Source organism: Nocardia aurea, assembly GCF_003123685.1.
Taxonomy (GTDB): domain Bacteria; phylum Actinomycetota; class Actinomycetes; order Mycobacteriales; family Mycobacteriaceae; genus Nocardia; species Nocardia aurea.
Map to the genome: position 1 here is coordinate 158689 of NZ_QCYJ01000154.1, position 25084 is coordinate 183772.

General features: G+C 67.7%; 25 protein-coding genes. 18 read left to right on the top strand and 7 right to left on the bottom strand.

All coding sequences use genetic code 11. The annotated features are described in order from the left end of the window. Window positions 1-35: 35 nt before the first annotated feature. Window positions 36-275, bottom strand: a complete 240-nt coding sequence (locus tag DAT37_RS38595; protein WP_109529889.1) for a type II toxin-antitoxin system prevent-host-death family antitoxin — start codon at window positions 273-275, stop codon at window positions 36-38. Window positions 276-342: 67 nt separating this feature from the next. Next, entirely contained in the window at window positions 343-681 is a 339-nt protein-coding gene (locus DAT37_RS38600) for a DUF1844 domain-containing protein (RefSeq protein WP_109529890.1), read from the bottom strand. Between the two features lie 401 nt (window positions 682-1082). Here DAT37_RS38600 and infC point away from each other — a divergent pair, with 401 nt between their 5' ends. The 4 genes from infC to DAT37_RS38620 all read left to right on the top strand — a co-directional run bounded on the left by infC (window position 1083) and on the right by DAT37_RS38620 (window position 3380). Continuing rightward, window positions 1083-1775 (top strand): translation initiation factor IF-3, encoded by a 693-nt coding sequence (gene infC, locus DAT37_RS38605; RefSeq protein WP_109529953.1) that lies wholly within the window; start codon window positions 1083-1085, stop codon window positions 1773-1775. Between the two features lie 57 nt (window positions 1776-1832). After that, a complete protein-coding gene (gene rpmI, locus DAT37_RS38610; protein WP_109529891.1) occupies window positions 1833-2027 on the top strand; it encodes a 50S ribosomal protein L35 in 195 nt (64 codons plus the stop codon). A gap of 101 nt (window positions 2028-2128) precedes the next feature. Further along, window positions 2129-2509, top strand: a complete 381-nt coding sequence (gene rplT, locus DAT37_RS38615; RefSeq protein ID WP_109529892.1) for a 50S ribosomal protein L20 — start codon at window positions 2129-2131, stop codon at window positions 2507-2509. A gap of 43 nt (window positions 2510-2552) precedes the next feature. After that, complete coding sequence (locus DAT37_RS38620; protein ID WP_109529954.1) at window positions 2553-3380, top strand: TrmH family RNA methyltransferase; 828 nt, start codon at window positions 2553-2555, stop codon at window positions 3378-3380. Window positions 3381-3557: 177 nt separating this feature from the next. Here the strand turns inward: DAT37_RS38620 and DAT37_RS38625 are convergent, their stop codons facing one another. Further along, a complete protein-coding gene (locus DAT37_RS38625; RefSeq protein WP_109529893.1) occupies window positions 3558-4136 on the bottom strand; it encodes a TetR/AcrR family transcriptional regulator in 579 nt (192 codons plus the stop codon). Between the two features lie 89 nt (window positions 4137-4225). On the opposite strand from DAT37_RS38625, the gene DAT37_RS38630 reads away from it, so the two are divergent. The 7 genes from DAT37_RS38630 (at window position 4226) to DAT37_RS38660 (ending at window position 12609) form a co-directional block, all read left to right on the top strand. Beyond that, window positions 4226-5638 carry an MFS transporter gene (locus tag DAT37_RS38630; protein WP_109529894.1) on the top strand — a complete coding sequence of 471 codons (1413 nt, stop codon included), beginning with the start codon at window positions 4226-4228 and terminating at the stop codon, window positions 5636-5638. A 362-nt stretch (window positions 5639-6000) separates the two neighbouring features. Further along, window positions 6001-7065 (top strand): phenylalanine--tRNA ligase subunit alpha, encoded by a 1065-nt coding sequence (pheS, locus tag DAT37_RS38635; RefSeq protein WP_198654650.1) that lies wholly within the window; start codon window positions 6001-6003, stop codon window positions 7063-7065. A gap of 31 nt (window positions 7066-7096) precedes the next feature. Continuing rightward, window positions 7097-9601, top strand: a complete 2505-nt coding sequence (gene pheT / locus DAT37_RS38640; RefSeq protein WP_109529895.1) for a phenylalanine--tRNA ligase subunit beta — start codon at window positions 7097-7099, stop codon at window positions 9599-9601. Window positions 9602-9835: 234 nt separating this feature from the next. Beyond that, window positions 9836-10165: a DUF427 domain-containing protein gene (locus DAT37_RS38645; protein ID WP_232840259.1), complete on the top strand. Its 330-nt coding sequence runs from the start codon at window positions 9836-9838 to the stop codon at window positions 10163-10165. Between the two features lie 57 nt (window positions 10166-10222). Continuing rightward, window positions 10223-10990 carry an alpha/beta hydrolase gene (locus DAT37_RS38650; RefSeq protein WP_109529896.1) on the top strand — a complete coding sequence of 256 codons (768 nt, stop codon included), beginning with the start codon at window positions 10223-10225 and terminating at the stop codon, window positions 10988-10990. A 53-nt stretch (window positions 10991-11043) separates the two neighbouring features. Further along, window positions 11044-11553, top strand: coding sequence for a PspA/IM30 family protein (locus DAT37_RS38655; protein WP_109529897.1), 510 nt, complete (start codon window positions 11044-11046; stop codon window positions 11551-11553). Between the two features lie 36 nt (window positions 11554-11589). Beyond that, window positions 11590-12609 (top strand): hypothetical protein, encoded by a 1020-nt coding sequence (locus DAT37_RS38660; RefSeq protein WP_109529898.1) that lies wholly within the window; start codon window positions 11590-11592, stop codon window positions 12607-12609. Window positions 12610-12626: 17 nt separating this feature from the next. On the opposite strand, the gene DAT37_RS38665 is transcribed toward DAT37_RS38660, so the two are convergent. From DAT37_RS38665 to DAT37_RS38680, 4 genes are read right to left on the bottom strand one after another with little or no spacing between them, the layout of a single operon-like run. Next, a complete protein-coding gene (locus DAT37_RS38665; protein WP_109529899.1) occupies window positions 12627-13400 on the bottom strand; it encodes an ESX secretion-associated protein EspG in 774 nt (257 codons plus the stop codon). Between the two features lie 22 nt (window positions 13401-13422). Next, the gene (locus DAT37_RS38670; protein WP_109529900.1) at window positions 13423-14751 is read right to left on the bottom strand and encodes a hypothetical protein; all 1329 of its coding nucleotides are present in this window, start codon (window positions 14749-14751) and stop codon (window positions 13423-13425) included. Window positions 14752-14754: 3 nt separating this feature from the next. Further along, window positions 14755-15138 carry a hypothetical protein gene (locus DAT37_RS38675; RefSeq protein ID WP_109529901.1) on the bottom strand — a complete coding sequence of 128 codons (384 nt, stop codon included), beginning with the start codon at window positions 15136-15138 and terminating at the stop codon, window positions 14755-14757. A gap of 15 nt (window positions 15139-15153) precedes the next feature. Next, the gene (locus DAT37_RS38680; protein ID WP_232840260.1) at window positions 15154-15762 is read right to left on the bottom strand and encodes a DUF3558 domain-containing protein; all 609 of its coding nucleotides are present in this window, start codon (window positions 15760-15762) and stop codon (window positions 15154-15156) included. Window positions 15763-16340: 578 nt separating this feature from the next. On the opposite strand from DAT37_RS38680, the gene DAT37_RS38685 reads away from it, so the two are divergent. From DAT37_RS38685 to ppc, 7 genes are all read left to right on the top strand, one after another. Beyond that, a complete protein-coding gene (locus DAT37_RS38685; RefSeq protein WP_109529903.1) occupies window positions 16341-19466 on the top strand; it encodes a sensor histidine kinase in 3126 nt (1041 codons plus the stop codon). A 63-nt stretch (window positions 19467-19529) separates the two neighbouring features. After that, entirely contained in the window at window positions 19530-19961 is a 432-nt protein-coding gene (locus tag DAT37_RS38690; protein WP_109529904.1) for a roadblock/LC7 domain-containing protein, read from the top strand. Beyond that, the gene (locus DAT37_RS38695; RefSeq protein WP_109529905.1) at window positions 19958-20386 is read left to right on the top strand and encodes a DUF742 domain-containing protein; all 429 of its coding nucleotides are present in this window, start codon (window positions 19958-19960) and stop codon (window positions 20384-20386) included. The genes DAT37_RS38690 and DAT37_RS38695 overlap by 4 nt, the downstream gene beginning before the upstream one ends. Before the next feature lie 43 nt (window positions 20387-20429). Beyond that, window positions 20430-21005, top strand: coding sequence for a GTP-binding protein (locus DAT37_RS38700; protein ID WP_109529906.1), 576 nt, complete (start codon window positions 20430-20432; stop codon window positions 21003-21005). A gap of 35 nt (window positions 21006-21040) precedes the next feature. Then, window positions 21041-21598, top strand: coding sequence for a sugar O-acetyltransferase (locus tag DAT37_RS38705; protein WP_109529907.1), 558 nt, complete (start codon window positions 21041-21043; stop codon window positions 21596-21598). Between the two features lie 119 nt (window positions 21599-21717). Continuing rightward, window positions 21718-22137, top strand: coding sequence for a VOC family protein (locus DAT37_RS38710; RefSeq protein ID WP_109529908.1), 420 nt, complete (start codon window positions 21718-21720; stop codon window positions 22135-22137). 87 nt (window positions 22138-22224) lie between these two features. Next, on the top strand, window positions 22225-25044 hold the full coding sequence (ppc, locus tag DAT37_RS38715) for a phosphoenolpyruvate carboxylase (RefSeq protein WP_109529909.1): 2820 nt from the start codon (window positions 22225-22227) through the stop codon (window positions 25042-25044). The last annotated feature ends 40 nt before the right edge of the window (window positions 25045-25084 follow it).

Consider the following 25084-nt stretch of genomic DNA (forward strand, 5'->3'; position numbering starts at 1 on the left):
GGTCGGCCCGTCGGGGTAGTAGACCTATGGCTCGGTCATTCGGCGAGTCGATCGAGCAGACTCCGGTGCTTGTCGGCGAAACCTTTCGACAGCGCGCGGACCTGACTGTCCGCGGTTTCGGCCATCGGCTCCGGTCCGACTGCCACGACCCGGTGTCCGTGCCTGGTCAGGTGTACGACCGTGCCCGCCTCGGCCGCCGCGATGACCTCGGCGAGGCGTTCTCCAGCCTCGCTGACAGGTAGATCCCAACTCTCGGGTGTCGAGGCGGCAGTCACGTTCCGAATCGTCAGTATGGATCGCAGCTCTGTACGAAAGATGCGGCGGTGGGAGCGGCCGAACGGGTCAGTAGACCGGGCCGGTGTACTTCTCGCCGGGGCCCTTACCCGGCTCGTCCGGATGCGCCGATGTCTCGCGGAACGCGCGCTGCAAGGATTGCAGTCCGTCGCGGATCGGGCCCGCGTGCGGACCGAGGTATTCGACCGAAGCGGTGACCAGGCCGGCGAGCGCGGTGATCACGCGTCGGGCCTCGTCGAGATCGCGGCGGGGGCTGGTGTCCGGATCCTCGTCGGCCAGTCCGAGCTTCTCGGCCGCCGAGCTCATCAGCATCACGGCCGCCCGGCTGATGACCTCCACCGCGGGGATATCGGCGAGATCGCGAACGGTGTCCGGCTGTTCAGTCATGAGGAGAAGGCTAGGCGGGGGCGTCGGGGCGGGGTCGAGCGCCCTGCGGTGTGTCGACGCGGCGATCGTCGTCGTCGCAGGTGGCGGCGTCGGTCGGGGAGCGGCCACCAGGCGCGATTCGGCGATAGCGTTCGGCAATGTTAGACTTCTCGGCGACGACCGCCTCGGGCTTGCCTCGGGGCTGATAAGTGGAGCCCGACTCCCACCGTTGCCGACGAGTAATCGTACAGGTCACACGGTCCGGTCGCCCGCCTCGCGAGAGGCAGGGTTCTTCGTGCGGAGAGCGTTTTCCTGCACGGAGGTCGACGTGAGCGTTGTTCGTGCGTCGATGATCGGTCGACTCGGGCCTCGTGGTGGAAATATCACCGCGGGGCTTTTGTGTTGAACAAGGGGTTGCAGTTATTGCACGCGGTCGTCCGACGACACCGTTTGACCTAGGAGGCCCCATCAGCACTGAGACCCGCATCAACGATCGCATCCGTGTTCCCGAAGTCCGACTCATCGGGCCAGGCGGCGAACAGGTTGGGATCGTGCGTGTTGAAGATGCATTACGCGTCGCCCTCGAAGCCGACCTCGACCTCGTCGAGGTGGCCCCGGATGCCCGTCCACCGGTCTGCAAGATCATGGACTACGGCAAGTTCAAGTACGAGACAGCGCAGAAGGCGCGTGAGTCTCGGAAGAACCAAGTGCAGACCGTGATCAAGGAGCAGAAGCTCCGCCCCAAGATCGATGACCACGACTACGAGACCAAGAAGCGCAACGTCGTTCGCTTCCTCGATGCCGGGTCCAAGGTCAAGGTGACGATCATGTTCCGCGGTCGCGAGCAGTCGCGTCCCGAACTGGGTTTCCGGTTGTTGCAGCGCCTCGCCTCCGACGTCGCCGAACTGGGTTTCGTCGAGACCTCTGCCAAGCAGGACGGTCGCAATATGACCATGGTCCTCGCGCCCCACAAGGGTGCGAAGACGCGGGTGAAGGCCCAGCAGGAGTCGACGGCTCCGCGACCGCAGCCGACTGCGCCCGCGCAGCCCGCCGCACCCGCACCTGCTGCCGTCGCGCCCGCCGCGGAACAGGCCCCGCCGGCCGCGCCGCAGTAATACCGACAGAACCGGTGGTCCGCGAGGACCACCGGCACGAGACAGATAGAGGAATCCATGCCGAAGATGAAGAGCCACAGCGGCGCCTCGAAGCGATTCAAGGTGTCGGGTAAAGGCAAGCTGCTGCGTCAGCAGGCGAACCGTCGCCACCTGCTCGAGCACAAGTCGACTCGCCGGACTCGTCGTCTGGACGGCACGGAGGTCGTCGCGGCTGCCGACGTCCGTCGCGTGAAGAAGCTGCTGGGTCTCTGACACCCGCTTCGCAGCACACCGCGACCGGATATCTTCCGGCGCCGTACCGACCACATTTCGGGCGCGACGACCGCGCCCCCTACTTCGAACAGGACTGACCAGTGGCACGCGTCAAAAGGGCCGTCAACGCTCAGAAGAAGCGCCGTTCCATCCTCGAGGCCTCCAAGGGCTACCGGGGCCAGCGCTCACGGCTTTACCGCAAGGCCAAGGAACAGCAGCTGCACTCGCTCGCCTACGCCTACCGGGACCGCCGGGCGCGCAAGGGTGACTTCCGCAAGCTGTGGATCGCCCGCATCAACGCCGCGGCGCGCCTCAACGACATCACCTACAACCGCTTCATCCAGGGCCTGAAGGCCGCGGGTGTCGAGGTGGACCGCAAGATCCTCGCCGAGCTCGCCGTCTCCGACGCCGAGGCGTTCGCGGGCCTGGTCGCGGTCGCCAAGGCCGCGCTGCCCGCCGACGTCAACGCGCCTGCTGCGTGAATCGACACGGCGATATCGCTGTGTGCCGAGGCATGACGACGTCATGAGCTCGACATCTTCTCCGGAACGACCCGCGGACGCGCTCTCCGAGCGAAACCCGCGGGTCGTTTCGGCTGTGAAGCTCCATCGTGCGGCGCAGCGTCGCAAAACCGGGCAGTTCCTCGCCGAGGGGTCGAATTCGGTCGCCGCCGCCCTCGACACCGGGCGGGTGCGCGAACTGTTCTACTCCGCCGCCGCCGCGCACCGGGAACACGAACTGGTCGCCGGTGCCGCCGCCTCGGGGGTGCGCGTCACCCTGGTCGGTGATCGCGCGGCACAGCATCTCGGTGAGACCGTCACCGCGCCGGGACTGGTCGCGGTGTGCGATCTGGTCGACGTGCCGCTGTCGGACGTGCTCGCCTCCGGCCCGCGCATCCTCGCCGTTCCCGTCGAGATCGCCGAACCGGGCAACGCGGGCACGCTCATCCGGGTCGCCGACGCGGTCGGCGTCGACGGCGTCGTGCTGGCGGGGGAGACCGTCGACCCGCACAACGGCAAATGCGTGCGCGCCAGCGCGGGCAGCCTTTTCCACGTGCCGGTAGCGCGCGGACGCGATATCGCCGAAACCCTGGATTCGATTGCCGCGTCGGGCATCTCGCTCCTCGCGACGGCCGCCGACGGTGAGGTCGATCTGGAAGAGGCCGACGAATTGCTCGCGGGCCCGGTCGCCTGGCTGTTCGGCAACGAGGCGCACGGCCTCGACCCCGCCGCCGCCGCTCGCGCCGATCACCGCATCCGCATCCCCATCCACGGGCGCGCGGAAAGTCTCAATCTCGCCGCCGCGGCCGCGATCTGCCTGTACGCGAGTTCGCGCGTGCGGCACGCGAAATAGTCGGGCCGGTCGGATTCTCGGGTGTACGGCCCTGTTCGGTGCGTCCGACCCTCGACCGCTGATCGCCGTGCCATGTACTGCCGCATGCCGCCCCGCTCGCGCGGCCTCCAGTTGCCTCCCCCGGCTCTGTGCTGCCACCGGCTGAACCGATTCCGGCTCGGTGGCGAAGGTATGCGTTCAGTCCGGCCGGTCGGGGAGATCGTCGAGTAGTTCGGTCGCCCAGTCGACGGCGATCGCCTCGGGGCCCGCGACCCGCATGGCTGTCATCACCGTGAGCAGCATTCCGGTGGAAAGGAAGCGGCGCGTATCGGTGATCGGGGCGCCGCTGAGTTCCTTGATCAGGGCGTAGATCTGCCCGAAGCACTCGCGAACCGGACCGCCGATGGCCGGGTCGACGCTGGCCGCGAAGCCGTGCAGCATGACGAGCGGTAGTTCGCGTTCGGCCAGGAAGACATCGTAGGCCGCGCCGAGTTCACACAACGCCTCCCCCGGTGTGGCACCGGGCGGGATCGCGTTCCCGGCTTCGCGGAACACCTCTTCGATCCGGTCGCACGCGCTGCGCACGGCGGCGAGGAACAGATGCTGTTTGGTGCCGAACAGCCGGATGACATACGGCTGGGACACGCCTGCGCGCCGGGCGATGTCATCGGTTTTCGTCGCGGCGTAGCCGGATTCCGAGAAGGCGGTCACCGCCGCGGTCAATACCTCGGCGCTGCGTTCGGTCGCGGTCATTCTGGGCTTGGTCGAACCGGTCATCGTGCTCCTTCTACTCGACATTGACATGTTATCAGTGGATGCATACTCTCCAGTCAGTTATCAGTGAATAACAACTTGTAGGAGTGGGTATGACCGAAACCGTCGAAGAGGTCGCCGCACCCGCGGCCGCCCGCACATGGCCGCTCGCCGCGGTACTGGCCGCCGTCGGCATACCGATGTTCATGGTCACGCTGGACAACCTGGTGGTCACGAACGCGCTGCCGATCATTCGCACCGAACTCGGCGCCTCGCTGAGCGACCTGCAATGGTTCGTCAACGCCTACACGCTGTCGTTCGCGTCGTTGCTGCTCACCGCGTCGGCCGTCGGAGATCGGCTCGGTCACCGACGGGTGTTCCTCGCCGGTATCGCGCTGTTCACGATCGCCTCGGCGGCATGCGCGCTGGCCGCGGAACCGTGGATGCTGATCGCGGCGCGGGCGGTGCAGGGGTTCGGCGCGGCGGGTGTGATGCCGCTGTCGCTCACCCTGTTGTCGGCGGCGGTGCCCGAACGGATGCGCAGCGCGGCGATCGGCATCTGGGGCGGTATCGCCGGTCTCGGCGTCGCGGTCGGGCCGCTGGTCGGCGGTGCCGTGGTGGAAGGTCTGAACTGGCAGTGGATCTTCTGGGTGAACGTGCCGATCGGACTGCTCGCGCTGATCTTCGCGGCACGGGTCCTCGGTGAATCCTTCGGCGCCGCGCGGCGACTCGACCCGCTGGGGTTGGTGCTCGCCTCGGGGGGCGTACTCGCGCTGGTGTGGGGCGTGATCCACGGCGCGGAGGACGGCTGGACCTCGGCGGGCGTGCTCGGCGCCTTCGTCGGCGGCGCGGCACTGCTGGCGGCCCTGATCTACTGGGAACTGCGCACCCCGAACCCCATGCTGCCGCTGCGCCTGTTCCGTTCACGCGCCTTCCGGGTCGGCAATGTCACCGGGTTCACGTTCTCGGTGGGAGTCTTCGGCTCGATCTTCCTGCTCGCGCAGTATTTCCAGGTGGTGCAGGGCTACAACCCGCTCGAATCCGGGATTCGCACGATGCCGTGGACGCTCGCGCCGATGGTGGTCGCGCCCATCGCGGGTCTGATCGTCGACCGCGTCGGCGCGCGCACCCTGCTCGCGACCGGACAGTTGCTGTTGACCGCCGCGCTGGCCTGGATCGCCCTCGTGACCACCGTCGATCTCGACTACGTGAACCTGGTGCCCCCGTTCCTGCTCGCCGGCATCGGGATGGGGCTCACCTTCGCGCCGAGTTCGACGGTCATCATGGCGAGCGCGGCGCCCCAGGATCGCGCGATGGCCTCGGGGACCAACAGCACGATCCGCGAGGTCGGCGTGGCGATGGGCGTCGCCGTCCTCGCCTCGGTCTTCGCCTCGCGCGGTTCCTATACCTCCCCGCAGGACTACGTCGACGGACTCGTGCCCGCGGTCTGGGTCGGCGCGGGCATCGTCGGTATCGGCACGGTGGTCTCGCTGATGCTGCCGCGCCGTATCGAGGCATCGCTCTGACAGGCATCACGGTCGGACGGCGAGGGCGGCTCGTGTCGTTCTCGCCCGTCCGAGTGTGGGGGCGGATCGGTCGGCCGGAAAGTAGGCGACTGCGCCCGGCCCGGTGTGTCGGCATCGACAGGGCTTCCGCTACGCCGCGCCCGGTCGGCCGGACCGGTGAACCCGGTCCGAACACGCCGTCGCCTGGGCGGATAGCCGATTATCAAGGCGACGACATGCGTGGTCGACGAGTGGGGCCGCGGGCACCGGGTAATCCATGTGAATCCGAAATGCCCCATCCAATAGGATTCCACCAGCAGCAATGTGGGTGGGCAATCAGCCGAGCCCCTGTGAACCGACCCCAACGGGAGAGACGAACCATCGTGGCCGACGACACGAAAGACGCCGCCGTGCAGGATCCGGCGCTGACCGAGGAGTCGCTGGCCGCTGCCGCGGCGGCGGCCGAGAAGGCGTTCGCTGCCGCCGCCGATCTGGACGCGCTGGCGGTGGCCAAGACCGAGCATCTCGGCGGCAAGGCCGCGATCGCGCTGGCCCAGCGCGCGCTGGGTGGTCTGCCCAAATCGGAGAAGGCCGACGCGGGCAAGCGGGTGAACGTCGCCCGTGCGCGTGTCTCCGAGGCGTTCGAGGCGCGGCGCGCGGCCCTGCTGGCCGAACGCGACGCCGCGGTGCTGGTCGCCGAGGCGATCGACGTGACCCTGCCCGCGCGGCGACTGCCCGTGGGCGCGCGTCATCCGATCACCGTCATCTCCGAGCAGGTCGCCGACGTCTTCGTCGCGATGGGCTGGGAGGTCGCCGAGGGGCCCGAGGTCGAGACCGAGCATTTCAACTTCGACGCGCTCAATTTCCTCCCCGATCACCCGGCCCGCACCATGCAGGACACCTTCCACATCGCCCCCGAGGGATCGCGCCAGGTGCTGCGCACCCACACCTCCCCGGTGCAGGTCCGCTCCATGCTGTCGCGCGAACTGCCCATCTACGTGGTGTGTCCCGGCCGGACCTTCCGCACCGACGAACTCGACGCCACCCACACCCCGGTCTTCTCCCAGGTCGAGGGGCTGGCCGTGGACAAGGGCCTGACCATGGCGCATCTGCGCGGAACACTCGACGCGTTCGCGCGCGCGCTGTTCGGGCCGCAGACGCGTACTCGTATGCGCCCCAACTACTTCCCGTTCACCGAACCCTCCGCCGAGGTCGATGTGTGGTTCCCGGACAAGAAGGGCGGCGCGGGCTGGGTCGAATGGGGCGGCTGCGGCATGGTGAACCCGAAGGTGCTGATCGCCAGCGGGATCGACCCCGAGGTGTACAGCGGGTTCGCGTTCGGCATGGGCCTGGAGCGGACGTTGCAGTTCCGCAACGGCATCCCGGACATGCGCGACATCGTCGAGGGCGACGTGCGTTTCACGCAGCCCTTCGGTATCCGGTCCTGACCCTCCTTCGATCGAGAGAGCGAAACGTCAAGTGCGAGTAGCGCAGTCCTGGCTGACCGAAATCATCCAGCGCACCACCCCCGAGTGGTCGGTGACGCCGGAGGAACTGGATGCCGGATTCGTCCGAGTCGGCCTCGAGGTCGAGGAGGTCGACGAACTCCGGCCGGTGACGGGCGATATCGACAAACCCCTTGTCGTCGGCCGGGTCGCCGAGATCACCGAACTGACCGAGTTCAAGAAGCCGATCCGCTTCTGCAAGGTCGACGTCGGCAATCCCGAACCGCAGGAGATCGTCTGCGGCGCGAGCAATTTCGCCGTGGGCGACCTGGTCGTGGTGGTACTGCCCGGCGGGGTGCTGCCCGACGGTTTCGCGATCTCCTCGCGCAAGACCTACGGTCACGTGTCCAACGGCATGATCTGCTCGGTCGCCGAACTCGGCATCGGCAAGGATCACAGCGGCATCCTGGTGCTCGAGCCGGGAACCGCGGAACCGGGCACCGACGCCAACGAACTGCTCGGCCTCGGCGACACCGTCATCGAACTGAACATCACCCCCGACCGCGGCTACTGTTTCTCGGCGCGCGGCCTGGCCAGGGAACTGGCCTGCGGTTTCGACCTGGAATACGCCGATCTCGCGGTGCGCACCCTGCCCGACGACGAGAAGGACGCCTGGCAGGTGCGGCTCGAGCCGTCCTCCCAGTGCACCCGATTCGCGACGCGCAGGGTCACCGGCATCGACCAGTCGGCGGTGAGCCCGTGGTGGTTGCAGCGTCGACTGCTGTTGGCCGGAGTGCGCCCGATCTCGCCCGCGGTCGACGTCACCAACTACGTGATGCTCGAACTCGGTCAGCCGCTGCACGCCTTCGACGCCGCGAAGGTCAACGGCGCGCTGGTGGTGCGCACGGCCAACCGGGGCGAGACGCTGCGCACCCTGGACGAGGTGGAACGCACCCTCGATGCCGAGGACGTGGTCATCGCCGACGATTCCGGCGTCATCTCGCTGGCCGGTGTGATGGGCGGGGCGACCACCGAGGTCGGCCACGACACCGTCGACGTGCTGCTCGAGGCCGCCACCTGGAACCCGCTGCTGATCTACCGGACCTCGCGCAGGCACAAGTTGGTCTCCGAGGCGGGGAAACGATATGAGCGCGTCGTCGATCCGGAGATCAATATCGCCGCGCTCGATCGCGCGGCCACCCTGCTGGCCGATATCACCGGCGGCACCATCGCGGCCGAACTGACCGATGTCCGGGTTCCGGTGGCAGCGCCCGCGCCGATCCGCATCGATATCGACCTGGCCGACCGGGTCGCCGGCATCACCTATCCGACCGGTACCTCGGCGCGTCGTCTGGCCCAGATCGGTTGCACGGTCGAGGTTTCCGTCGACGAGCAGACCGGACACGGTCAGCTCGTCGTGACCCCGCCGAGCTGGCGGCCGGATCTGACCCAGCCCGCCGACCTGGTGGAGGAGGTGCTGCGGCTGGAGGGACTCGAGCAGATCCCGTCCGTGCTGCCCAGTGCCCCGGCCGGTCGCGGACTGACCGCGACCCAGCGTCGCCGTCGTGCGGTCAGCCGCGCGCTCGCCTTCGCGGGCGGCATCGAAGTGCCCGCACCGCCCTTCCTCGCCGCCGGTGTCTTCGATGTCTGGGGACTCGAGGCCGACGACCCGCGCCGGGCGACCACCCGGGTGCTGAACCCGCTCGACGTCGAGCGGGCCGAACTGGTCACCACCCTGCTGCCCGGACTGCTGGAGGTGGCGGCCCGCAACATCTCGCGCGGCGCGCGCGACCTCACCCTCTACGGCATCGCGCAGGTCGTGCTGCCCGGCGCGGACACCAGGGCGGTGGCGGCGCTGCCGGTCGACCGCAGGCCGACCGACGAGCAGATCGCCGAACTCATCGGCTCGCTGCCCGCCCAGCCGGTGCACGTCGCCGCGGTGCTGACCGGGCGTCGCGAGCCGCGCGGACCGTGGGGTCCGGGACGTCAGGCCGAGGCCGCCGACGCGTTCGCCCTCGCGGACACGGTCGCCGACGCGGCCGGAGTGACCTTCGAACGCCGTGCGGCGAACTACCTGCCGTGGCATCCGGGTCGCTGCGCGGAACTGCTGGTCGACGGAGTGGTCGTCGGTTACGCCGGTGAACTGCATCCGGCTGTACTCGAGCGCGCCGGTCTGCCCCCGCGCACCTGCGCGCTCGAACTCGACCTGGACGCGCTGCCGCTGGTCGAAGCGCGTCCCGTGCCCGTGGTGTCCCCGTTCCCCGCGGTCTTGCAGGACGTATCCGTGAGCGTGGAGAAGACCGTCGCCGCCGCGTCGGTCGAATCCGCGCTGCGCGGCGGTGGCGGCGAACTGCTCGAGGACATCGCCCTGTTCGACGTCTACGAGGGCGCGCAGGCAGGCGAGGGGCGCAAATCCCTCACCTACGCCCTGCGCTTCCGTGCGCAGGACCGGACCCTCACCGAGGACGAGGCGAGTGCGGCGCGCGACGCCGCGGTCGCGGCTGCCGCGGAATCCGTCGGAGCCGTACTGCGCGGCTGATGACGTCACGGAGACCTCGCCGTCACGGAGACCTCGCCGTCACGGAGACCTCGCCGTCGCGGTGGGGTCTCCGCGTCGCGGGGTGGGGCGAGAGTTCGCGAATCGCGTGCTCGACCGTATTCGCTGATCACACGCCGACACAGCGGAGCCGGTGCGGCCGCTGTGTGCGCCGGTGTGGTCAGCGGGGAATTTCGCGAGCCGTGTGGACGGTTCTCCGATGACAGGGACGGCGACGTGACCGACGTGGCCGTGGTGACGACAGCGGAGGTTCCGATGAGCGTGCGAGCACTGTGGAACGACGTGGTACTGGCCGAGAGCGCCGACACGGTTGTGGTGGAGGGCAATCACTATTTCCCGGCGGAGTCGATCAACAGGGAGTACTTCACCGCGAGCGACACCCATTCGGTATGCCCGTGGAAGGGCACGGCCTCCTACTACACCGTGACGGTCGACGGTCGGCAGAATCCCGATGCCGCCTGGTTCTACCCGGAACCGAAGAGCGCCGCCGAGCAGATCCGCGACCGGGTCGCGTTCTGGCGCGGGGTCGACGTCGTCGAGAACTGACCGGATTCCCGGTCCGGCGAACTGTCGCCGACGGCGCGGGCCGAGTATGAAGAGGACATGCGACATCCGGCCGCCCCGATTCTCAACGCGCTGACGTTCATGCCCGAGCGGCAGGTGTCGCGCACACCCGCCGTCCTCGGTCTGTCGTATACCGATCTCACCCTGCGCACCGACGACGGCGAATCACTGCACGGCTGGTGGATGCCGGCAGCGCGCTCCCGGGGGCACATCCTGTTCGCCCACGGCAACGGCGGCACCATCGGCGATCGAGTGCCGATCTTCGCGATGCTCAACGAAATGGGCTTCGACGTACTGGCATTCGACTATCGCGGATACGGTCGCAGCACCGGCCGCCCGACCGAACACGGCACCTACCTCGACGTGCGCGCCGCGCGCCGGAGTCTGCTCGGGCAACGGGGCGTCGACCCCGAACGGGTGCTGTATCTGGGCAAGTCGCTCGGCGGCGGCGTCATGCTCGAACTGTGCACCGAGCATCCGCCCGCCGGGCTGATCCTGATGTCCACCTTCACCGGAATCCGGGACGCGGCCAGGTCGATCTACCCGTACCTGCCGAGCCCGTTCGTTCCCGACGCCTACCCGAGTCTGCGGCGGATCCGCACGCTGCGCGCACCGGTGCTGATCATGCACGGCGACCGCGACGAACTGCTTCCGCTGCGTCACGCCGAACGGCTGTACGCCGCCGCGCCCGAGCCGAAGCGGTTGGAGGTGTTCCCCGGCGCGGGCCACAACGACCTGATCGCCACCGACGGCGGACGGTGGATGGGACTTGTGCGCGGCTTCGCCGGGGACGTTCTCGGCACCTGACGGTGTTTCCCGAGGTCAGCGGGTCGAGCGCAGGTGCTGCGTAACCTGGCGACATGAGTGATTACAGCGATATCGCCGCGAAACTGGCGGCGTTGTCGGACGCGGAACTGGTGGCTGTCCTGCGACCCGTGGTGGCCGGACGGCCCGCCCTCTGGGCGCTGCGAAACGCGCTGGAGGAGTCATCGAGCGTCCATCATGCGGAACTGATCGATGATGTGAGTCCCGCCACCGGTACAGCGCCGTCGCATGACGCGCCCGCGCCGGACCCGGGATCGGGGCAGGTAGGGGGCGGTATTCCGGTACCGCCGGTACCGGTACCACCGACCGGAATTCCCGGCAGCCCCACGATCGGCGGATATTCGACCTCGGGGGTGCCATCCTTCGACTCCGTTCGCGATAAGGTCGAGCAGCGCTTCGGCACCGCGCAGGGGATGGGCGAACTCGACCGACAGACCCCGGCGGGCCGCAGCGCCGAAGAACAATTCGAGGCGCGTGAGAAAGCCGCGCGCGACCGTCTGGACCAGATACGGAAATCGGTGCGCGGCAACGACGTCGATTCGTGACAGCGCGGCCCGGACCGCAGATATGGATGGAACTCGATGAGCGAACCGCGTGAGATCGCCGAACGGCTGCTCGACGCCCAGGTGGAATACCTGCTCGGCGAGGTGACCGGCGACCGCTTCGCGGAGGTCGTCGGCCGCGATATCGAGTCCGTGCTCGGGGTCGCCGACACCCTGGTGTTCCGCGAGATCGTGGACGTCGACCAGGCGAAGCAGACGGTGCGCACCATCGTCGACCTGATCGGCGGCAGCCCGGTCATCGCGGATATGGTCGGCGTCTTCGCCGATTCGATCTACGACAACATCGCCGAGAACAACGATTACACTCTCGGCCAGGTGGTCGACCGCGAGCCCGTCGAGGCGCTGCTGGAGAAGATCTTCGCCATGCACCAGGCCCAGGAACGCATCCTGGACCGGCTGACCGAGAGCCCGCTTGTCGCCACCGTCGCCGCGAAATTCGTGGACAAACTCATCAACGATTTCGTCGCCGCGAATCGGGAGCGCGCCGAGAAGATTCCCGGTGTCTCCTCACTGATGTCGCTGGGCCAGTCGGCGGCCAATCGGGCCAAGAAGGTCGCCGACAACAGTTTCGTCGGGGATCTCGCGGGCAAGGGAGCCCTGTTCGCCCTCAAACGCACGAACAACGCCATCCGGGAGATGTTGCGTGACGCGCCGGTGCATTCCGCCGCGATGGAATTCTGGGATCTGCACGCCGACGAACCCGTCAGCGGGTTGCGCGAATACCTGACCCGCAAGGATCTGAACGAACTCGTCCTGCTCTGCTACGAGATCGCTGTCACCACCAGGGAGAAGCCGTATTTCGGCCTGCTTCTCGACGAATGCGTTGAGGTCTTCTTCCAGAAGTACGGCGACTACACCCTCGCGGCCATGCTGCCCGAACTCGGTCTGACCGGGGACGATATCGCCACCGAGATCCTGCGCTACGGTCCCGCCGTCATCGAGGGCGCCAAACGCAACGGCGTCCTGGCCGGGCTGATCAGGGAACGTCTCGCGCCGTTCTACACCTCCGAGGCGGTGCTCGCGATCCTCGCGGGATAGCCGTTCGCGGCGCTCGCTCAGCGCGGCCGGTGATCGCCGTTGCGCACCTCGGTGACGGTACGGCTGATCATCTCCCGCAGGGTCGCGGTGATCCGTTGCCTGTCGGTGGGTTTCACGGTCACCACGCGACTGCCGAAACTGACGTAGCGGCCGTCGTCCTCGAAATCGGTGATCTGGAAATCCTTACGCCCACCGATATGGCGATTGTCGACGCTGCCGAGCGGATACACCCCGATATGGGTGGTCGCCGTGGTCCTGCGCGCGAAGAATCTGTCGAATTCCTCGCGCACCGTCGGTCGCCAGGCGTCGCGGACCACCGGCGGCGGCTTCTCCAATTCCTCGACCGGAACCTGCATCGGTTTACTCTGTCCGGCACGGCAATCCGGAATCGCCGTGAGCACGGCGGGCGCGAGATCCTCGGCATCGAGCAGCAGCAGATCGACATCGGCGCCGCGATCGTGGTCGATCCCCGGCGCCTGGACGGCGACCGCCGCATGCTGGAAATGCGACCCGCCGTGCGCCCTGATCTTGCGACGGTCGGTGCCGCCCCGAAATCCGGCCACCTCCACCCTGGCCTCGGGATTCAGCAGCACCTCCACCGCCCGCACCAGGTCGTCGTCCATCTGCGGGACCACGGTCTGCGCGGCGGCCCGGCGCAGACGATCGGAATCCTCCTGGAATCGCTCGGTCGAACGATGCTGGAGGGGGTAGGGCAGCACGTCGCGCCCGGTCGACTCCCAGAGCACCCGGAATTCGAGCGCGGTGAAACGCCACCGCCGCAGCGTCGTCATGCGAGATTCCCGCCGTTCTGTCTCACGCGCCGATGACCGGCGGGACGGTTCCCGGGAGGGAATCCAGTCCGGTGACCTGCTCGCCGTTCTCCTGGTTGATCAGATAGTCCGGGATACCTTTGCTCGACTCGTCGTCCTTGCCGCCGCGCGAACCGGGAGAACCCATACCTCCCATGCCGTTACGCCCCGTGCTCGACGCCGCTGCCGCGTTCGTCGAGGCACCCGCCGAGAGACCCGCCGCGACCGGAGTGCCGGTCACCGAACGTCCCGGAGACGGCGTGGACGAACCGCTCCCGGGGCTGCCCGACCTCGGCGAACCGGATCCCGAACCGCCCCGGGAGCCGGGATTGCTCCCGGTGGGATTCGCCGACGCCGGATTGGTCCCCGTGGGGTTCGCGCCCGCCGGATTGGTGGCGGGAGACTCGGATCTGGCGCTCTGCTGCTGCGACGACGGATTCGTCGACTGCGCGGACGTCGGTGAACCCTGGTCGGAGCCCTGCGGATTCGTGGGGGTTTCCGAGGGTGTCTCGCTCCGCGGATTCTCGGAACCGGACGGTGGATTCGTCGTCGGGCTCTTGCTCCGCTGTTGCGTGGGATCGCCGCCGCCGGTGGGGATGTCGGTGTTGTTCGAGGTCCGGCTGGTCGGCGTGGGGATCACCGGGACGTTGGTGTCGGTCTCGACGATGACGGGGGCATAGACCGTCCGCAAAACCCGCACCGCCTCGGTATGCGCGGTATCGATCGCCTCCTGGTTGTCGCGCCATCCGCGCCCGGCGATCCAATGGCGGGTGTTCTCGACATTGGATCGCAGGTCGGGGGCATGCGGTACCAGAGCTTTGGTCGGTTCCAGACCGGATTTGAGTTCGGCCACCTTGTTGGCGGTCAGCTTCGCGGCATTGGACAGTTGCACCGCCTCGGTGCCGTAATCACTCACCGCCTTCGCTGCCGCGTTCCGCGATGCGCCCCGCCACATGCCTTCGTCCGTCGCGCGTTTCATCGCGTTGGTGAAATTGTTCAGCGAGGTCTCGGCACGTTTGCCGATCTCGTTCCACGCGGTCGCGAGATTGTCCACCGCCGCGATATCGATCCGGTCGACTTTCGCGCGCAGTTCCGCGGTGCCCGGGCGGTCGAAATCATCGGTCCGATGCACCGATTTCGGTCGGTAGGCGCCTTGAAACCCGATGCCGGACGCATCGTCGCGCACACCGTCGCGTTGCTGGTTGTACTTGCTCTGGATCGCGGCGGGATCGACACCGGGCTTGCGTTCCTCGCCCGCGATGAAGTCGGTGAGGTTCTCCAGCATGGCGGAGCCGAGGTCGCCGGCGCTCCATTCGAACATTCCGAATCCCATGGGTTATCCCATCGCTTCGGTGTTGGTGTTGAAGTTCGCGGTATTGGTAACGTCCTGACCGGTGATGCGTTTGATCGACAACGCCATGATTTCCCCCATATCTTTGACGACCTCCATATGGTTGTTGATCACCGATTCGATGGAGTTGTCTTCACCGCTCGCTTGCTTTTCGAACATACCTGCGAGGTCGTTCGCCATATCGAAATCGCCGAAGCCGGAGACGTTCTGCGTTTGGCGTACATATCGCGCCATATCGCGCAGGTCTTGGATCCGCTGATCACAGGCAGTCAGGCACTGCCGTGCCGCCTCTTCGCTGTCGAGATACAGCTCACCTGCCCGTGCCTGCGCGGCGAACTGCTCCCACGTCGCGATGTCGGACTCGCTCATGACACCCCCTGTGTCCTATTTCGGTAGGACTGGCACAATCGCCGCACCGGCGCGTTCCAGAACCACGCACGGATCCTCTCGATTGCCTAGGTCTGCATAGTTCAATACCGAGAGCTGAAAGATGCCCTGGGTCGCTGAGAACACGACATCGCAACCGAGATCCTTGGACGTGCCCGCGACTCGAAACTGCCGTCCCGGGCGCCCCGCGACTGTCACGTCTTTGAAATCGACATTGCTGCCTTTGCTCTCGAACTCCGCGACAGTTCGACCTGTCGAGTAGATCGTCAGTGAATAGGTACTGCCATTCCATGCGCAGATTTCCCATCCGGACTGCTCGACCCCGGCGATCCCGGTCTCCTTCGTTGAAGGCTTGACACCCGAAGCGACGAGCACATCGTCCGGTATCCCCGTACACGGATCGAACAGCTGCACCGGCGCGGCACTCACGCTGGTCGGACTCCCACTGGTCGAACTCTCACACGCCATCAACCCGGGCGCGATCACCGCCGCAACCAGCACGAATTTCCATCGATGCGTCATCCCCACCCTCTCGACCCGCGACGACTCGGATTGCCCGACTTTATCAGGGGCGGACGACACGCCGATCCGGGCGAGACCGCCCACTGTGATCGCCGCGAAATCGCCCTACACCTGCGGATTGTCCAGAGCACTGCGAATGAGCCGTGTGGACGATCACCCCGATCACCACTGATCGGCGACTGTACGCGCCCACCGATCCTGCCGGTGCTCTCGTCGGAGGTCGCCACGGTTCGGTCTGCGCGTGCTCTCCGCGATCGACGGGGGCACGACGGCGGAACGGCGTGGCCCGGCCGAGCGGGCCGCTGGATCGGGGATTGCGATGCGCCGATGCCTCCGGTTTGCTCGTCGGTTCGGCAACCGCTCGAAAGTCACATCGAGCAGGCCTGTCTTGTGAGCGGATGGACATTCCGGAACCTACTGATTACCAGCGTGTTTACAAACATTCCGTGTGTCCGTTTTGTCCGCATTTCGCGTTGACGGGCTTCGGCTCACTGTGGCAGCGTTCTCCTCACTTTCCGTCCGATCGGCGGGGGAGGCGGTGCGCTGGAGTTCGGAGGAGCAAGGTGGTGCGGTTACCTTTCGGTACGGAAAAGCCCGGTGGCTCAACGGGTGTCGCGCATCACAGTGCCCGACGGACGAGGCTTCTCCGTACGGGAAGTCCGATGCGGCCCCGCACCATTCGCGGGCAGCTCGCCCGAATCGTCGTGGTATCGCTGGCTTTGGTCTCCGCGCTGCTCGGTATGAGTATCGCCCGGTACTCGGGGGACTATCGGGACAGCGGTGACACCGTCGACGCGGTCGCCCTGGCGCTGACCGTGCAGGACGCGCTGCACGAGGCGCAGCGCGAACGCGGCCTCAGCAACGGCTGGCTCGGCGGTGACGGCAGGTTGCAGAACGCGGTGATGGACCAACGCGGTAATACCGACCGTGCCCTGCGGGCGCTCGACGCCGCGATGGCGGGTACGGCACCCGGTGCGGCGCAAGTGCGTTCGGCGGTGGGACAGTTCGCCGCCCTCGCTGCGACGCGGGTCCAGATCGACGCGCGGCGGATCGCGCGCCCCGCCGCTTTCCAGTTCTATACCGACGGCATCAACGCGCTCAACCACCTGCGGCTCGGACTGGATCAGGCCGGTGACGCCGAGGTCAGGCACGGATTGCAGGCGCTCTACGCGCTCGGCGAAGCCAAAGAACAGACGGCCAAGGAGCGCGGATTCCTCAACGGAGTCTTCGCGGCAGAGGAATTCGCTCCGGGCGAGTACGTGCAATTCCTCGACATTCGCGCGGCGAAGGGCGCGGCGATCTCGGCGTTCGCCCGCGACGCCACACCCGCGCAGCAGTCCATGCTCGACGCGGCGTTGCTCAGCGAGAACGCCGTGCAGGCAACGGAATCGGAGAATATCGCGATCGAGTCCGCGGCCGGGCCGCTGGTGCGGAAGGTGGACGCGATCGCGTGGTGGTCGCAGATGACCGCGGTCATCGATCAGGAACGCGCGGTCCAGCAGACGATCGGCGACTCGGTGCGCGCCCGGGCGGCCGAATTGCGCCGGGACGCGGCACTGTGGCTCGGAGGACTCCTCGTCGTCGCGCTGATCGCCGTCGCCGCCGAGATCGCGCTGGTGCTCGCGAGTATGCGGGCCATCGTGCGGCCGCTGGCCGCGTTGGCCGCCGAAGCCGACGAGGTCGCGAGCCATCGCCTGCCCGACGTGATCGCCGCCTGGCACACCGCGGGCGATACCCCGCCGGATCCTCCCGAACCGGTGCGGGTGCCCTCCGGGGCCGGTATCGAGATCGCCGCCGTGGCAGGCGCTCTCGACCGCGTGCAGGCCACCGCGTTCGAACTTGCCTCGCAGCAGGCGGTACTGCGTCGCAACAGCACCGAATCCATGTCCAACCTGGCCAGGCGCAATCAGAATCTGGTGCGCCGCCAATTGGGCCTGATCAGCGAATTCGAGAAAGGCGAGCTGGATCCCAAGACCCTGGCGAACCTTTTCGAACTCGATCATCTCGCCACCCGCATGCGGCGCAACGCCGAAAGTCTGCTCGTGCTGGTGGGTTCGGAGAGTCCGCGCCGCTGGGCCGAGCCGATTCCGCTGGTCGACGTGATCCGTGCCGGTTTGTCCGAAGTCGACGACTATCGCCGGGTGGTGCTACGGCGCATCGATGACGTGACGGTGACGGGTGCGGTGGTCAGCGAGCTGGCGCATATTCTCGCCGAACTCATCGAGAACGGATTGGCCTTCTCCCCACCGGATATGGAGGTGGAGGTCTACGGCCGCAAGTCCGGGAACGAGTATGTGATCGCGGTGGTCGACCACGGTGTCGGCATGTCGGCCGATCATCTGGCCGAAGCCAATGCCCGATTGCGCGGCGATCGCGATTTCCTGGTGGCTCCCACCCGCTACCTGGGTCATTACGTCGTCGGCCGTCTGGCCGGGCGCCACGGTATCGATATCGAATTGAATACTTCGCCGGTGAGCGGGATCGTGGCGAGGTTGCGCATTCCGCCGGAGATACTCGTCGGCAACCGCGGTCGAGCGGGGGAGAGCATGCCGACGGGCGAATCCTCGGATCGCGAGGACGCGCCGACATCGGATTCGGCCGACTCCGCGAGTGATGTCACGGTGTCGGACCGTTCCTCCGACGACGCGAAGGACCGGACGCACGAATCCGGCGAGCGTCGCCCCGCGCATTCCGCCCCCGCCGATGACGTTCCCGGATCGGCCGCTGCGGCGGCCCGCAACGGTTGGGCCGGAGGAACTCCCGCTCACGCGGTGGGGAGCTCCCGTACCTCCAGGCGAGCGGACGCCCCGGCCACGACAACACCCGCTCCGGTCTTCTCGGCGTCGACCGGACGATCCGTGTCAGGGCACGACGAGCACAGGAACCGGCAGGACATCTCGTCACCACCGCAGGCGGGTCGAGCCGCGCCGCCGACCGGAACGGAATCGACACCGCGCGCCGCCGAACAGTCGGCGCCGACCAGCACCGCCTGGTGGAATGTCGCCGACGAGGAGAGTCCGGCAGCCGAACCCGCGCCCCCCGTCGAGCGCACCCGCAACGGCCTGGTCAAACGCGTCAAACGCAACCGGGGCGCGGCCGCCCCCGCCGCACGACCGATGCCGCCGCGTCCGCCGAGCACCCCCGTCCCCGACCGTTCTCCCGACGAAGTACGCGGCATGCTGTCCGCGTTCCGCACCGGCATGCAGAAGGGCGTGCAGACCGACGACCGCCCACCGGCGAGTCGGCCCGCGTCCTCGCGTCCTACCCCCGTGGAGTCGCCGACCGGGCCGATCCCGCCCCGCGCGAGCGGACCGGTCGCCACGGCCCGGCCGCAACGCCGCACTCCCGTGACGAGCGCCGAGCCCCGACGCGGCGCTGCGCCATACGGCCAGGCCGGGTCTGTGACGCCGGAAACGCCGTCGCGTCCCATTCAGACGTCCCCCGGCAGCGCGCAGCCGCAGCCGCGACCCTCGCCGGGTTTCTCGTCCCCGGCGGGTGCCGTGCCTCGGCCGGGTGAGGCACTGCCGTCGGCCACGCCGCGACGGCCGGGAGCGGAGGTCTCGCAACACCCCGGTGCGGTGGTGCACCGAGACGCGGTTCGTCCGCCGAGCGCACCGGGCGCGGCACCGCGGTCGACCCTGCCGGTGCGGTCGACCCTGCCGGTGCGGGGTGGGCAACTTCCACGAACGCGGCCGACGCCGTCCGTCGCGGCACCCGACGAGCAGCCGCGCCTACCGCAGCGCAGGGTGCTCTCCCGGGACGAGAACACCGGCGCCACCGAGACGTGAACCCGGGCCGGAACCTCCACCCGGTGCGGCACCAGTCCTATCGAGATCGAGCAAGGGGAGTTTGTGACCACACATCTGCAGACCGCGACGGACCCGCACGCCTTCAACTGGCTGCTGGCGAATTTCGTCCGCAATACCGACGGTGTGCGCGATACCGTCGCCGTGTCCTCCGACGGACTCCTGATCGCCATGTCGGACGGGCTGGACCGGGCGGGGGCGGATCGCCTCGCCGCGATGGTGTCCGGTTTGGCCGGGCTCGCCAGAAGTGCCTCGCGCAGTTACGAATTCGACGGACTGAAGCTGATCATGATCGAGATGAAGCGCGGCTTCCTGCTGGTCTCGGCGCTCGGTGACGGCAGCTGCCTCGGGGTCATTGCCGACGGCGGATGCGATGTCGGCCTGGTCGGATACGAGATGGCGGTACTGGCGGATCGGGCCGGTGCGCTTCTCGAACCCGCGCTGATCACCGAATTACGAGAGAAGTTGCGCAGATGAGAGTTCCCGACCGGCCGAGGCCGCCGGAGCATCGAACGAATCCCGCGACACGGTCCTCGGGCTGGTTCGGGCAGGATGAGCCGGATCCGGGCTCGCCGGAGGTCTACGAGCCGGTCGTGCGGCCCTTCATGGTGACCGAGGGCCGGACCACGCCGTTGGTGGACGGACTGCGTATCGAGACCCTCGTACAGGCGTCGCGCGCCGCGTTGTCGGCACCGCTGCGGTTCGAACAGCGCACCGTCGTAATACTCTGTCAGGCACCGCATTCCATCGCCGAGATCGCGACGGTCCTGCGGGTGCCGGTCGGCGTCGCCACGGTCGTCGTCAGTGACCTGGCGAGCCGAGAGTACGTTACGGTTCGCCAGGAACCAGAACTTTCCACCGCTGCCATCGAGAGGATCAGAGACCTTGTACGGGCACTCTGAAAATCGGCCGCCCATCGCCGGGGAGCCGTCGGACGAGGGCCCTATGCCCTCCTCCGTGAAAATCGTCGTCAGCGGCGGATTCGGCGTCGGTAAGACCACTTTCATCGGCGCCATCTCCGAGATCGAACCCCTCGTCACCGAGGCCGCGATGACCGATATGGCGCTCGGTGTCGACGACCCGGGTCACCGCACCGAGAAGACCAAGACCACCGTCGCGCTCGATTTCGGGCGTATCACGCTGGACAGTTCGCTGATCCTGTACCTGTTCGGCACCCCCGGCCAGGATCGTTTCGTCTTCCTCTGGGACGACCTGATCGACGGCGCGCTCGGCGCGGTGATCGTGCTCGACACCAGCCGGGTCGAGGACTGCTATCCGGTGCTCGACTACTTCGAGGAGCACAAGACCCCGTTCGTGGTCGCGGTCAACCGCTTCGAGAACGGCGAGCAGTTCGAACTCGACGAGGTGCGCGAGGCACTCGGCCTGGAGGAACGGATTCCGCTGCTGGAATGCGATGCCAGACATCGTGATTCGGTGCGGAACGTGCTGGTGGCCCTGCTCGAGCTGGTCCTGTCGAACCGGAACGCGGACCGCCGCATGGGGGTCATCTCGGCGGGTTGACCGGCTCGCCGTTCCCGCACCGCTAGCCTGGCCGAATGGGTGAGCAGAAGCAACGGATGCTGCGCGGCGAGCTCTACCGCGACAGTGATCCGGAACTCGTGGCCGACCGTCGCCGGGCCCAGCGGCTCTGCGACGCGTTCAACAGGACCGAGGCCGAGCAGGAGCAGCGGCGTGGCGAACTGCTGCGCGAGTTGCTCGGCGCGTTCGGCGCGGGCTCCTGGATCATGCCCCGATTCCAGTGCGACTACGGTTTCCTCATCGAGATCGGCGCGAACAGTTTCCTGAACTACGACGCGATCCTGCTGGATTGCGCGCCGATCGTCATCGGGGACGACGTGTCGATCGGCCCGCGCTGCCAGTTGCTGACCGCGCTGCATCCGATGAACGATCACGAGATGCGCAGGCAGCGTTGGGAATCGGCTGCTCCCATCCGAATCGGTGACAATGTGTGGTTCGGTGGCGGGGTGATCGTCTGTCCCGGCGTCACCGTGGGGGACGACACCGTCGTCGGCGCGGGCAGTGTGGTCACCCGCGATCTGCCCGACCGGGTCTTCGCCGCGGGGAATCCGGCACGGGTCATCAGGTCGCTGTAGTCGGGCCCCGGGCGCGGACAAGAGATCGCCCGAAAATTTTCCTCGCGGCGACCGATGAGCTTCGCGCGCGACCCCCGTCCTCAGTACTGTCCCGCTCGACATCGAGGAAAGAGAATCCCATGAGCAACGGAAAAGATTTCGTCCTGACCCACGTCTCCCTGCTGGTCGGCGACCAGCAGCAGGCCCTGGAGTTCTACCGTGACGTCATCGGCCTCGAGGTGCGCCAGGACATGGCGTTCGGCGGCGGCCGCTGGCTGACGGTCGGCCCGGTGGCCCAGCCCGGTATCGAATTCATCCTGGAGAATCCCGAGATGGTTCCGGTGCCGGAGATGGCCGAGGCCTCCCGCGCCCGGCTCGCCTCGGGTGCGCAGAGCACGCTGATCTTCACCACCGAGGATGTCGACGCGGTGTTCGCCCGACTGCGTGACGCCGGTGTCGCGGTGGGGCAGGAGCCGCTGACCCAGCCGTACGGGGTACGCGACTGCGGCTTCCGGGATCCGTGGGGCAACCACCTGCGGTTCTCTCAGGTTCTGGGCTGAGTTTGCGGGACGAGACGCTCTGCGGGCGACTGTGATCTGTGCGCTCCAGGGCGCTCGCTCGAGCCTTTTCGGCAGTAGGGTCGGAGGATGACCGAATCGCGGATCGAGACCGAACAGGACGCCATCCGGCCGCTGCGCGACGACATCCGATTCCTCGGTGGCGTGCTCGGTGACACCATTCGTGACCACGAGGGCCCCGAGGTCTTCGACCTGATCGAACGCGTGCGCATCGAGGCGTTCCGGGTTCGGCGCGAAGAGGTCGGGCGCAGCGCGGTCGCGCAGATACTCGAAGGCGTCGATATCGCGGTGGCGTTGCCGCTGATCAGGGCTTTCAGCTATTTCGTCCTGTTGGCGAACCTGGCCGAAGATATCCAGCGCGATCGTCGGCGGGCCGCCCACGAAGCGGCCGGTGAGCCGCCGCAGAGCTCCTCGCTGGCGGCGACCTATCGGAAACTGGACGCCGCCGCGCTCGACGGCGCGGCGGTCGCCGACCTGCTCGCCGACGCGCTGGTGTCGCCGGTGATCACCGCCCATCCCACCGAGACCAGGCGGCGCACGGTGTTCGACGTGCAGACCGCCATCACCGAACTGATGCGCCGTCGGCAGCGCTACACCGAGACCGAACGCGAACGCGCCGCCGCCGAATCGCAGATCCGCAGGCAGGTGCTCGCGCTGTGGCGCACGGCGTTGATCCGGTTGCAGCGGTTGCGCATTCAGGACGAGATCGCGGTCGGGCTGCGCTATTACGAACTGACGCTGTTCGACGTGATGCCCGCGATCAACGCGGAAGTGCGTGCGGCGCTGCGGTCCCGATGGCCCGGTGTGGAACTGCTGCCACGGCCCATACTGCGGCCCGGTTCGTGGATCGGCGGCGACCGTGACGGCAATCCCTACGTGACGGCCGAGGTCGTGCGTCAGGCCGCAGGACAGGCGGCGGGCGTGGCGTTCGGCCGCTACCTGGGGGAACTGGAGGGGTTGGAGAAGTCGCTGTCGCAGTCGTCGCGGCTGGTTCCGGTCAGCTCGCGCGTCGCCGAACTGGCGGCCGCCGGCTACCCGGACCCCGCCACCCACGCCGACGAACCGTATCGCCGTGCGCTGCACGCCATTCGGGTCAGGCTCTCCGCGACTGCGGCGCGCGCGCTCGGCGCCATCGCCGTCGACCGCGCGGCCGGGGTGTCGCTGGACACGCTGCCCGGTGCGGTGACCGGTCCGCAGACCGACGCCGCCGCGGTGTATCCGACTCCGCAGTCGATACTCGACGATCTGGACGCGATCGACGCCTCCATGCGCGCGGGCGGCGACGGTCTGCTGGCCGACGATCGGCTCGCCGCGCTACGGCACGCGGTGGAGACCTTCGGTTTCCACCTGCAGGGTCTGGACATGCGGCAGAACTCGGAAGTGCACGAACAGGTCGTCGCCGAACTGCTGGCCTGGGCCGGGGTGCACCAGGACTACCCGAGCCTGTCCGAACACGAACGGGTGGAACTGCTTTCGGCCGAACTGCGCACCCGTCGACCGCTGCTCGGTCCGCACGCCAGGCTCGGCGAGCTCGCCGCCAAGGAACTCGGCATCGTCCGCGCGGCCCGCGATGTCGTCGATACGCTCGGCCCCGAGGCCGTGCCGAACTACATCATCAGCATGTGCACCTCGGTCAGCGACATGCTGGAGGCGGCACTGCTGCTCAAGGAGGGCGGCCTGCTCGATCCGGGGGAACCGGACGGCCCGCCGATCTGCGCGGTCGGAATCGTGCCGCTGTTCGAGACCATCGAAGATCTCGGCGCGGGCGCGGCGACATTGGCCGCCGCGCTCGAAGTGCCGGTCTATCGCGACCTGGTGGCCGCCGCCGATATGCGCCAAGAGGTCATGCTCGGGTATTCCGATTCCAACAAGGACGGCGGATACCTGGCGGCGAACTGGGCGCTCTACCGCGCCGAACTGGATCTGGTCGAGGTGGTGCGCAAGACCGGGATCCGGTTGCGGCTGTTCCACGGTCGCGGCGGCACCGTGGGGCGTGGCGGCGGGCGCAGTTACGACGCGATCCTGGCCCAGCCCGCCGGCGCGGTGCGCGGATCGCTCCGCCTCACCGAACAGGGCGAGGTCATCGCGGCGAAATACGCGGAACCCGGTGCGGCGCACCGTAATCTGGAATCGTTGATCGCCGGTACGCTCGAGTCGACACTGCTCGACGTCGAAGGTCTCGGGTCCGAGGCCGAGCCTTCCTACGAGTTGATGGACGAGCTGGCCGCCCGTGCGCGCGCGGCCTATGCCCGGCTGGTGCACGAGACCCCCGGCTTCGTCGAGTATTTCCGGCAGTCCACACCGGTGGCCGAGGTCGGCGATCTCAATATCGGAAGTAGGCCCGCCTCCCGTAAACCCACCAGTTCGGTCTCGGATCTGCGCGCCATCCCGTGGGTGATGTCGTGGAGTCAGGCCAGGGTCATGCTGCCCGGTTGGTACGGAACGGGAACCGCGCTCGAGGAATGGATCGGCGGTGACGAGGCCCGGTTGGCGACGCTGTCGGACCTGTACCGGCGCTGGCCCTTCTTCCGGACCGTGCTGTCCAACCTGGCCCAGGTGATGGCCAAGAGCGATCTCGACATCGCGGCCCGCTACGCCGAACTCGTCGAGGACGAGACGTTGCGCGACACCATCTTCGGCATGATCCGCGACGAGCACGCCCGCACCATCCGTATGCACGCCGCCATCACCGGCAACGATCATCTGCTCGCGGACAACCCGTCGCTGGCCGAGTCGATCCACAACCGCTTCCCCTACCTGGAGCCGTTGAACCAGATGCAGGTGGAACTGTTGCGGCGACTGCGCGCGGGCGAGGATTCCGAACTGGTCAAACGCGGCATCCTGCTGACCATGAACGGTCTGGCCACCGCGCTGCGGAACTCGGGATAGGACACGGCCCGGGAACTCGGGGTAAGGACGCCAGCTCGGG

What these genes read in the sequence shown, in the direction of transcription:
- DAT37_RS38600 (WP_109529890.1), bottom strand. Translation starts at nt 681, where the DNA reads ATGACTGAACAGCCGGACACCGTTCGCGATCTCGCCGATATCCCCGCG.
- rpmI (WP_109529891.1), top strand. Translation starts at nt 1,833, where the DNA reads ATGCCGAAGATGAAGAGCCACAGCGGCGCCTCGAAGCGATTCAAGGTG.
- DAT37_RS38620 (WP_109529954.1), top strand. Translation starts at nt 2,553, where the DNA reads ATGAGCTCGACATCTTCTCCGGAACGACCCGCGGACGCGCTCTCCGAG.
- DAT37_RS38625 (WP_109529893.1), bottom strand. Translation starts at nt 4,136, where the DNA reads ATGACCGGTTCGACCAAGCCCAGAATGACCGCGACCGAACGCAGCGCC.
- DAT37_RS38630 (WP_109529894.1), top strand. Translation starts at nt 4,226, where the DNA reads ATGACCGAAACCGTCGAAGAGGTCGCCGCACCCGCGGCCGCCCGCACA.
- DAT37_RS38650 (WP_109529896.1), top strand. Translation starts at nt 10,223, where the DNA reads ATGCGACATCCGGCCGCCCCGATTCTCAACGCGCTGACGTTCATGCCC.
- DAT37_RS38655 (WP_109529897.1), top strand. Translation starts at nt 11,044, where the DNA reads ATGAGTGATTACAGCGATATCGCCGCGAAACTGGCGGCGTTGTCGGAC.
- DAT37_RS38660 (WP_109529898.1), top strand. Translation starts at nt 11,590, where the DNA reads ATGAGCGAACCGCGTGAGATCGCCGAACGGCTGCTCGACGCCCAGGTG.
- DAT37_RS38665 (WP_109529899.1), bottom strand. Translation starts at nt 13,400, where the DNA reads ATGACGACGCTGCGGCGGTGGCGTTTCACCGCGCTCGAATTCCGGGTG.
- DAT37_RS38670 (WP_109529900.1), bottom strand. Translation starts at nt 14,751, where the DNA reads ATGGGATTCGGAATGTTCGAATGGAGCGCCGGCGACCTCGGCTCCGCC.
- DAT37_RS38675 (WP_109529901.1), bottom strand. Translation starts at nt 15,138, where the DNA reads ATGAGCGAGTCCGACATCGCGACGTGGGAGCAGTTCGCCGCGCAGGCA.
- DAT37_RS38685 (WP_109529903.1), top strand. Translation starts at nt 16,341, where the DNA reads ATGCGGCCCCGCACCATTCGCGGGCAGCTCGCCCGAATCGTCGTGGTA.
- DAT37_RS38695 (WP_109529905.1), top strand. Translation starts at nt 19,958, where the DNA reads ATGAGAGTTCCCGACCGGCCGAGGCCGCCGGAGCATCGAACGAATCCC.
- DAT37_RS38700 (WP_109529906.1), top strand. Translation starts at nt 20,430, where the DNA reads ATGCCCTCCTCCGTGAAAATCGTCGTCAGCGGCGGATTCGGCGTCGGT.
- DAT37_RS38705 (WP_109529907.1), top strand. Translation starts at nt 21,041, where the DNA reads ATGGGTGAGCAGAAGCAACGGATGCTGCGCGGCGAGCTCTACCGCGAC.
- DAT37_RS38710 (WP_109529908.1), top strand. Translation starts at nt 21,718, where the DNA reads ATGAGCAACGGAAAAGATTTCGTCCTGACCCACGTCTCCCTGCTGGTC.
- ppc (WP_109529909.1), top strand. Translation starts at nt 22,225, where the DNA reads ATGACCGAATCGCGGATCGAGACCGAACAGGACGCCATCCGGCCGCTG.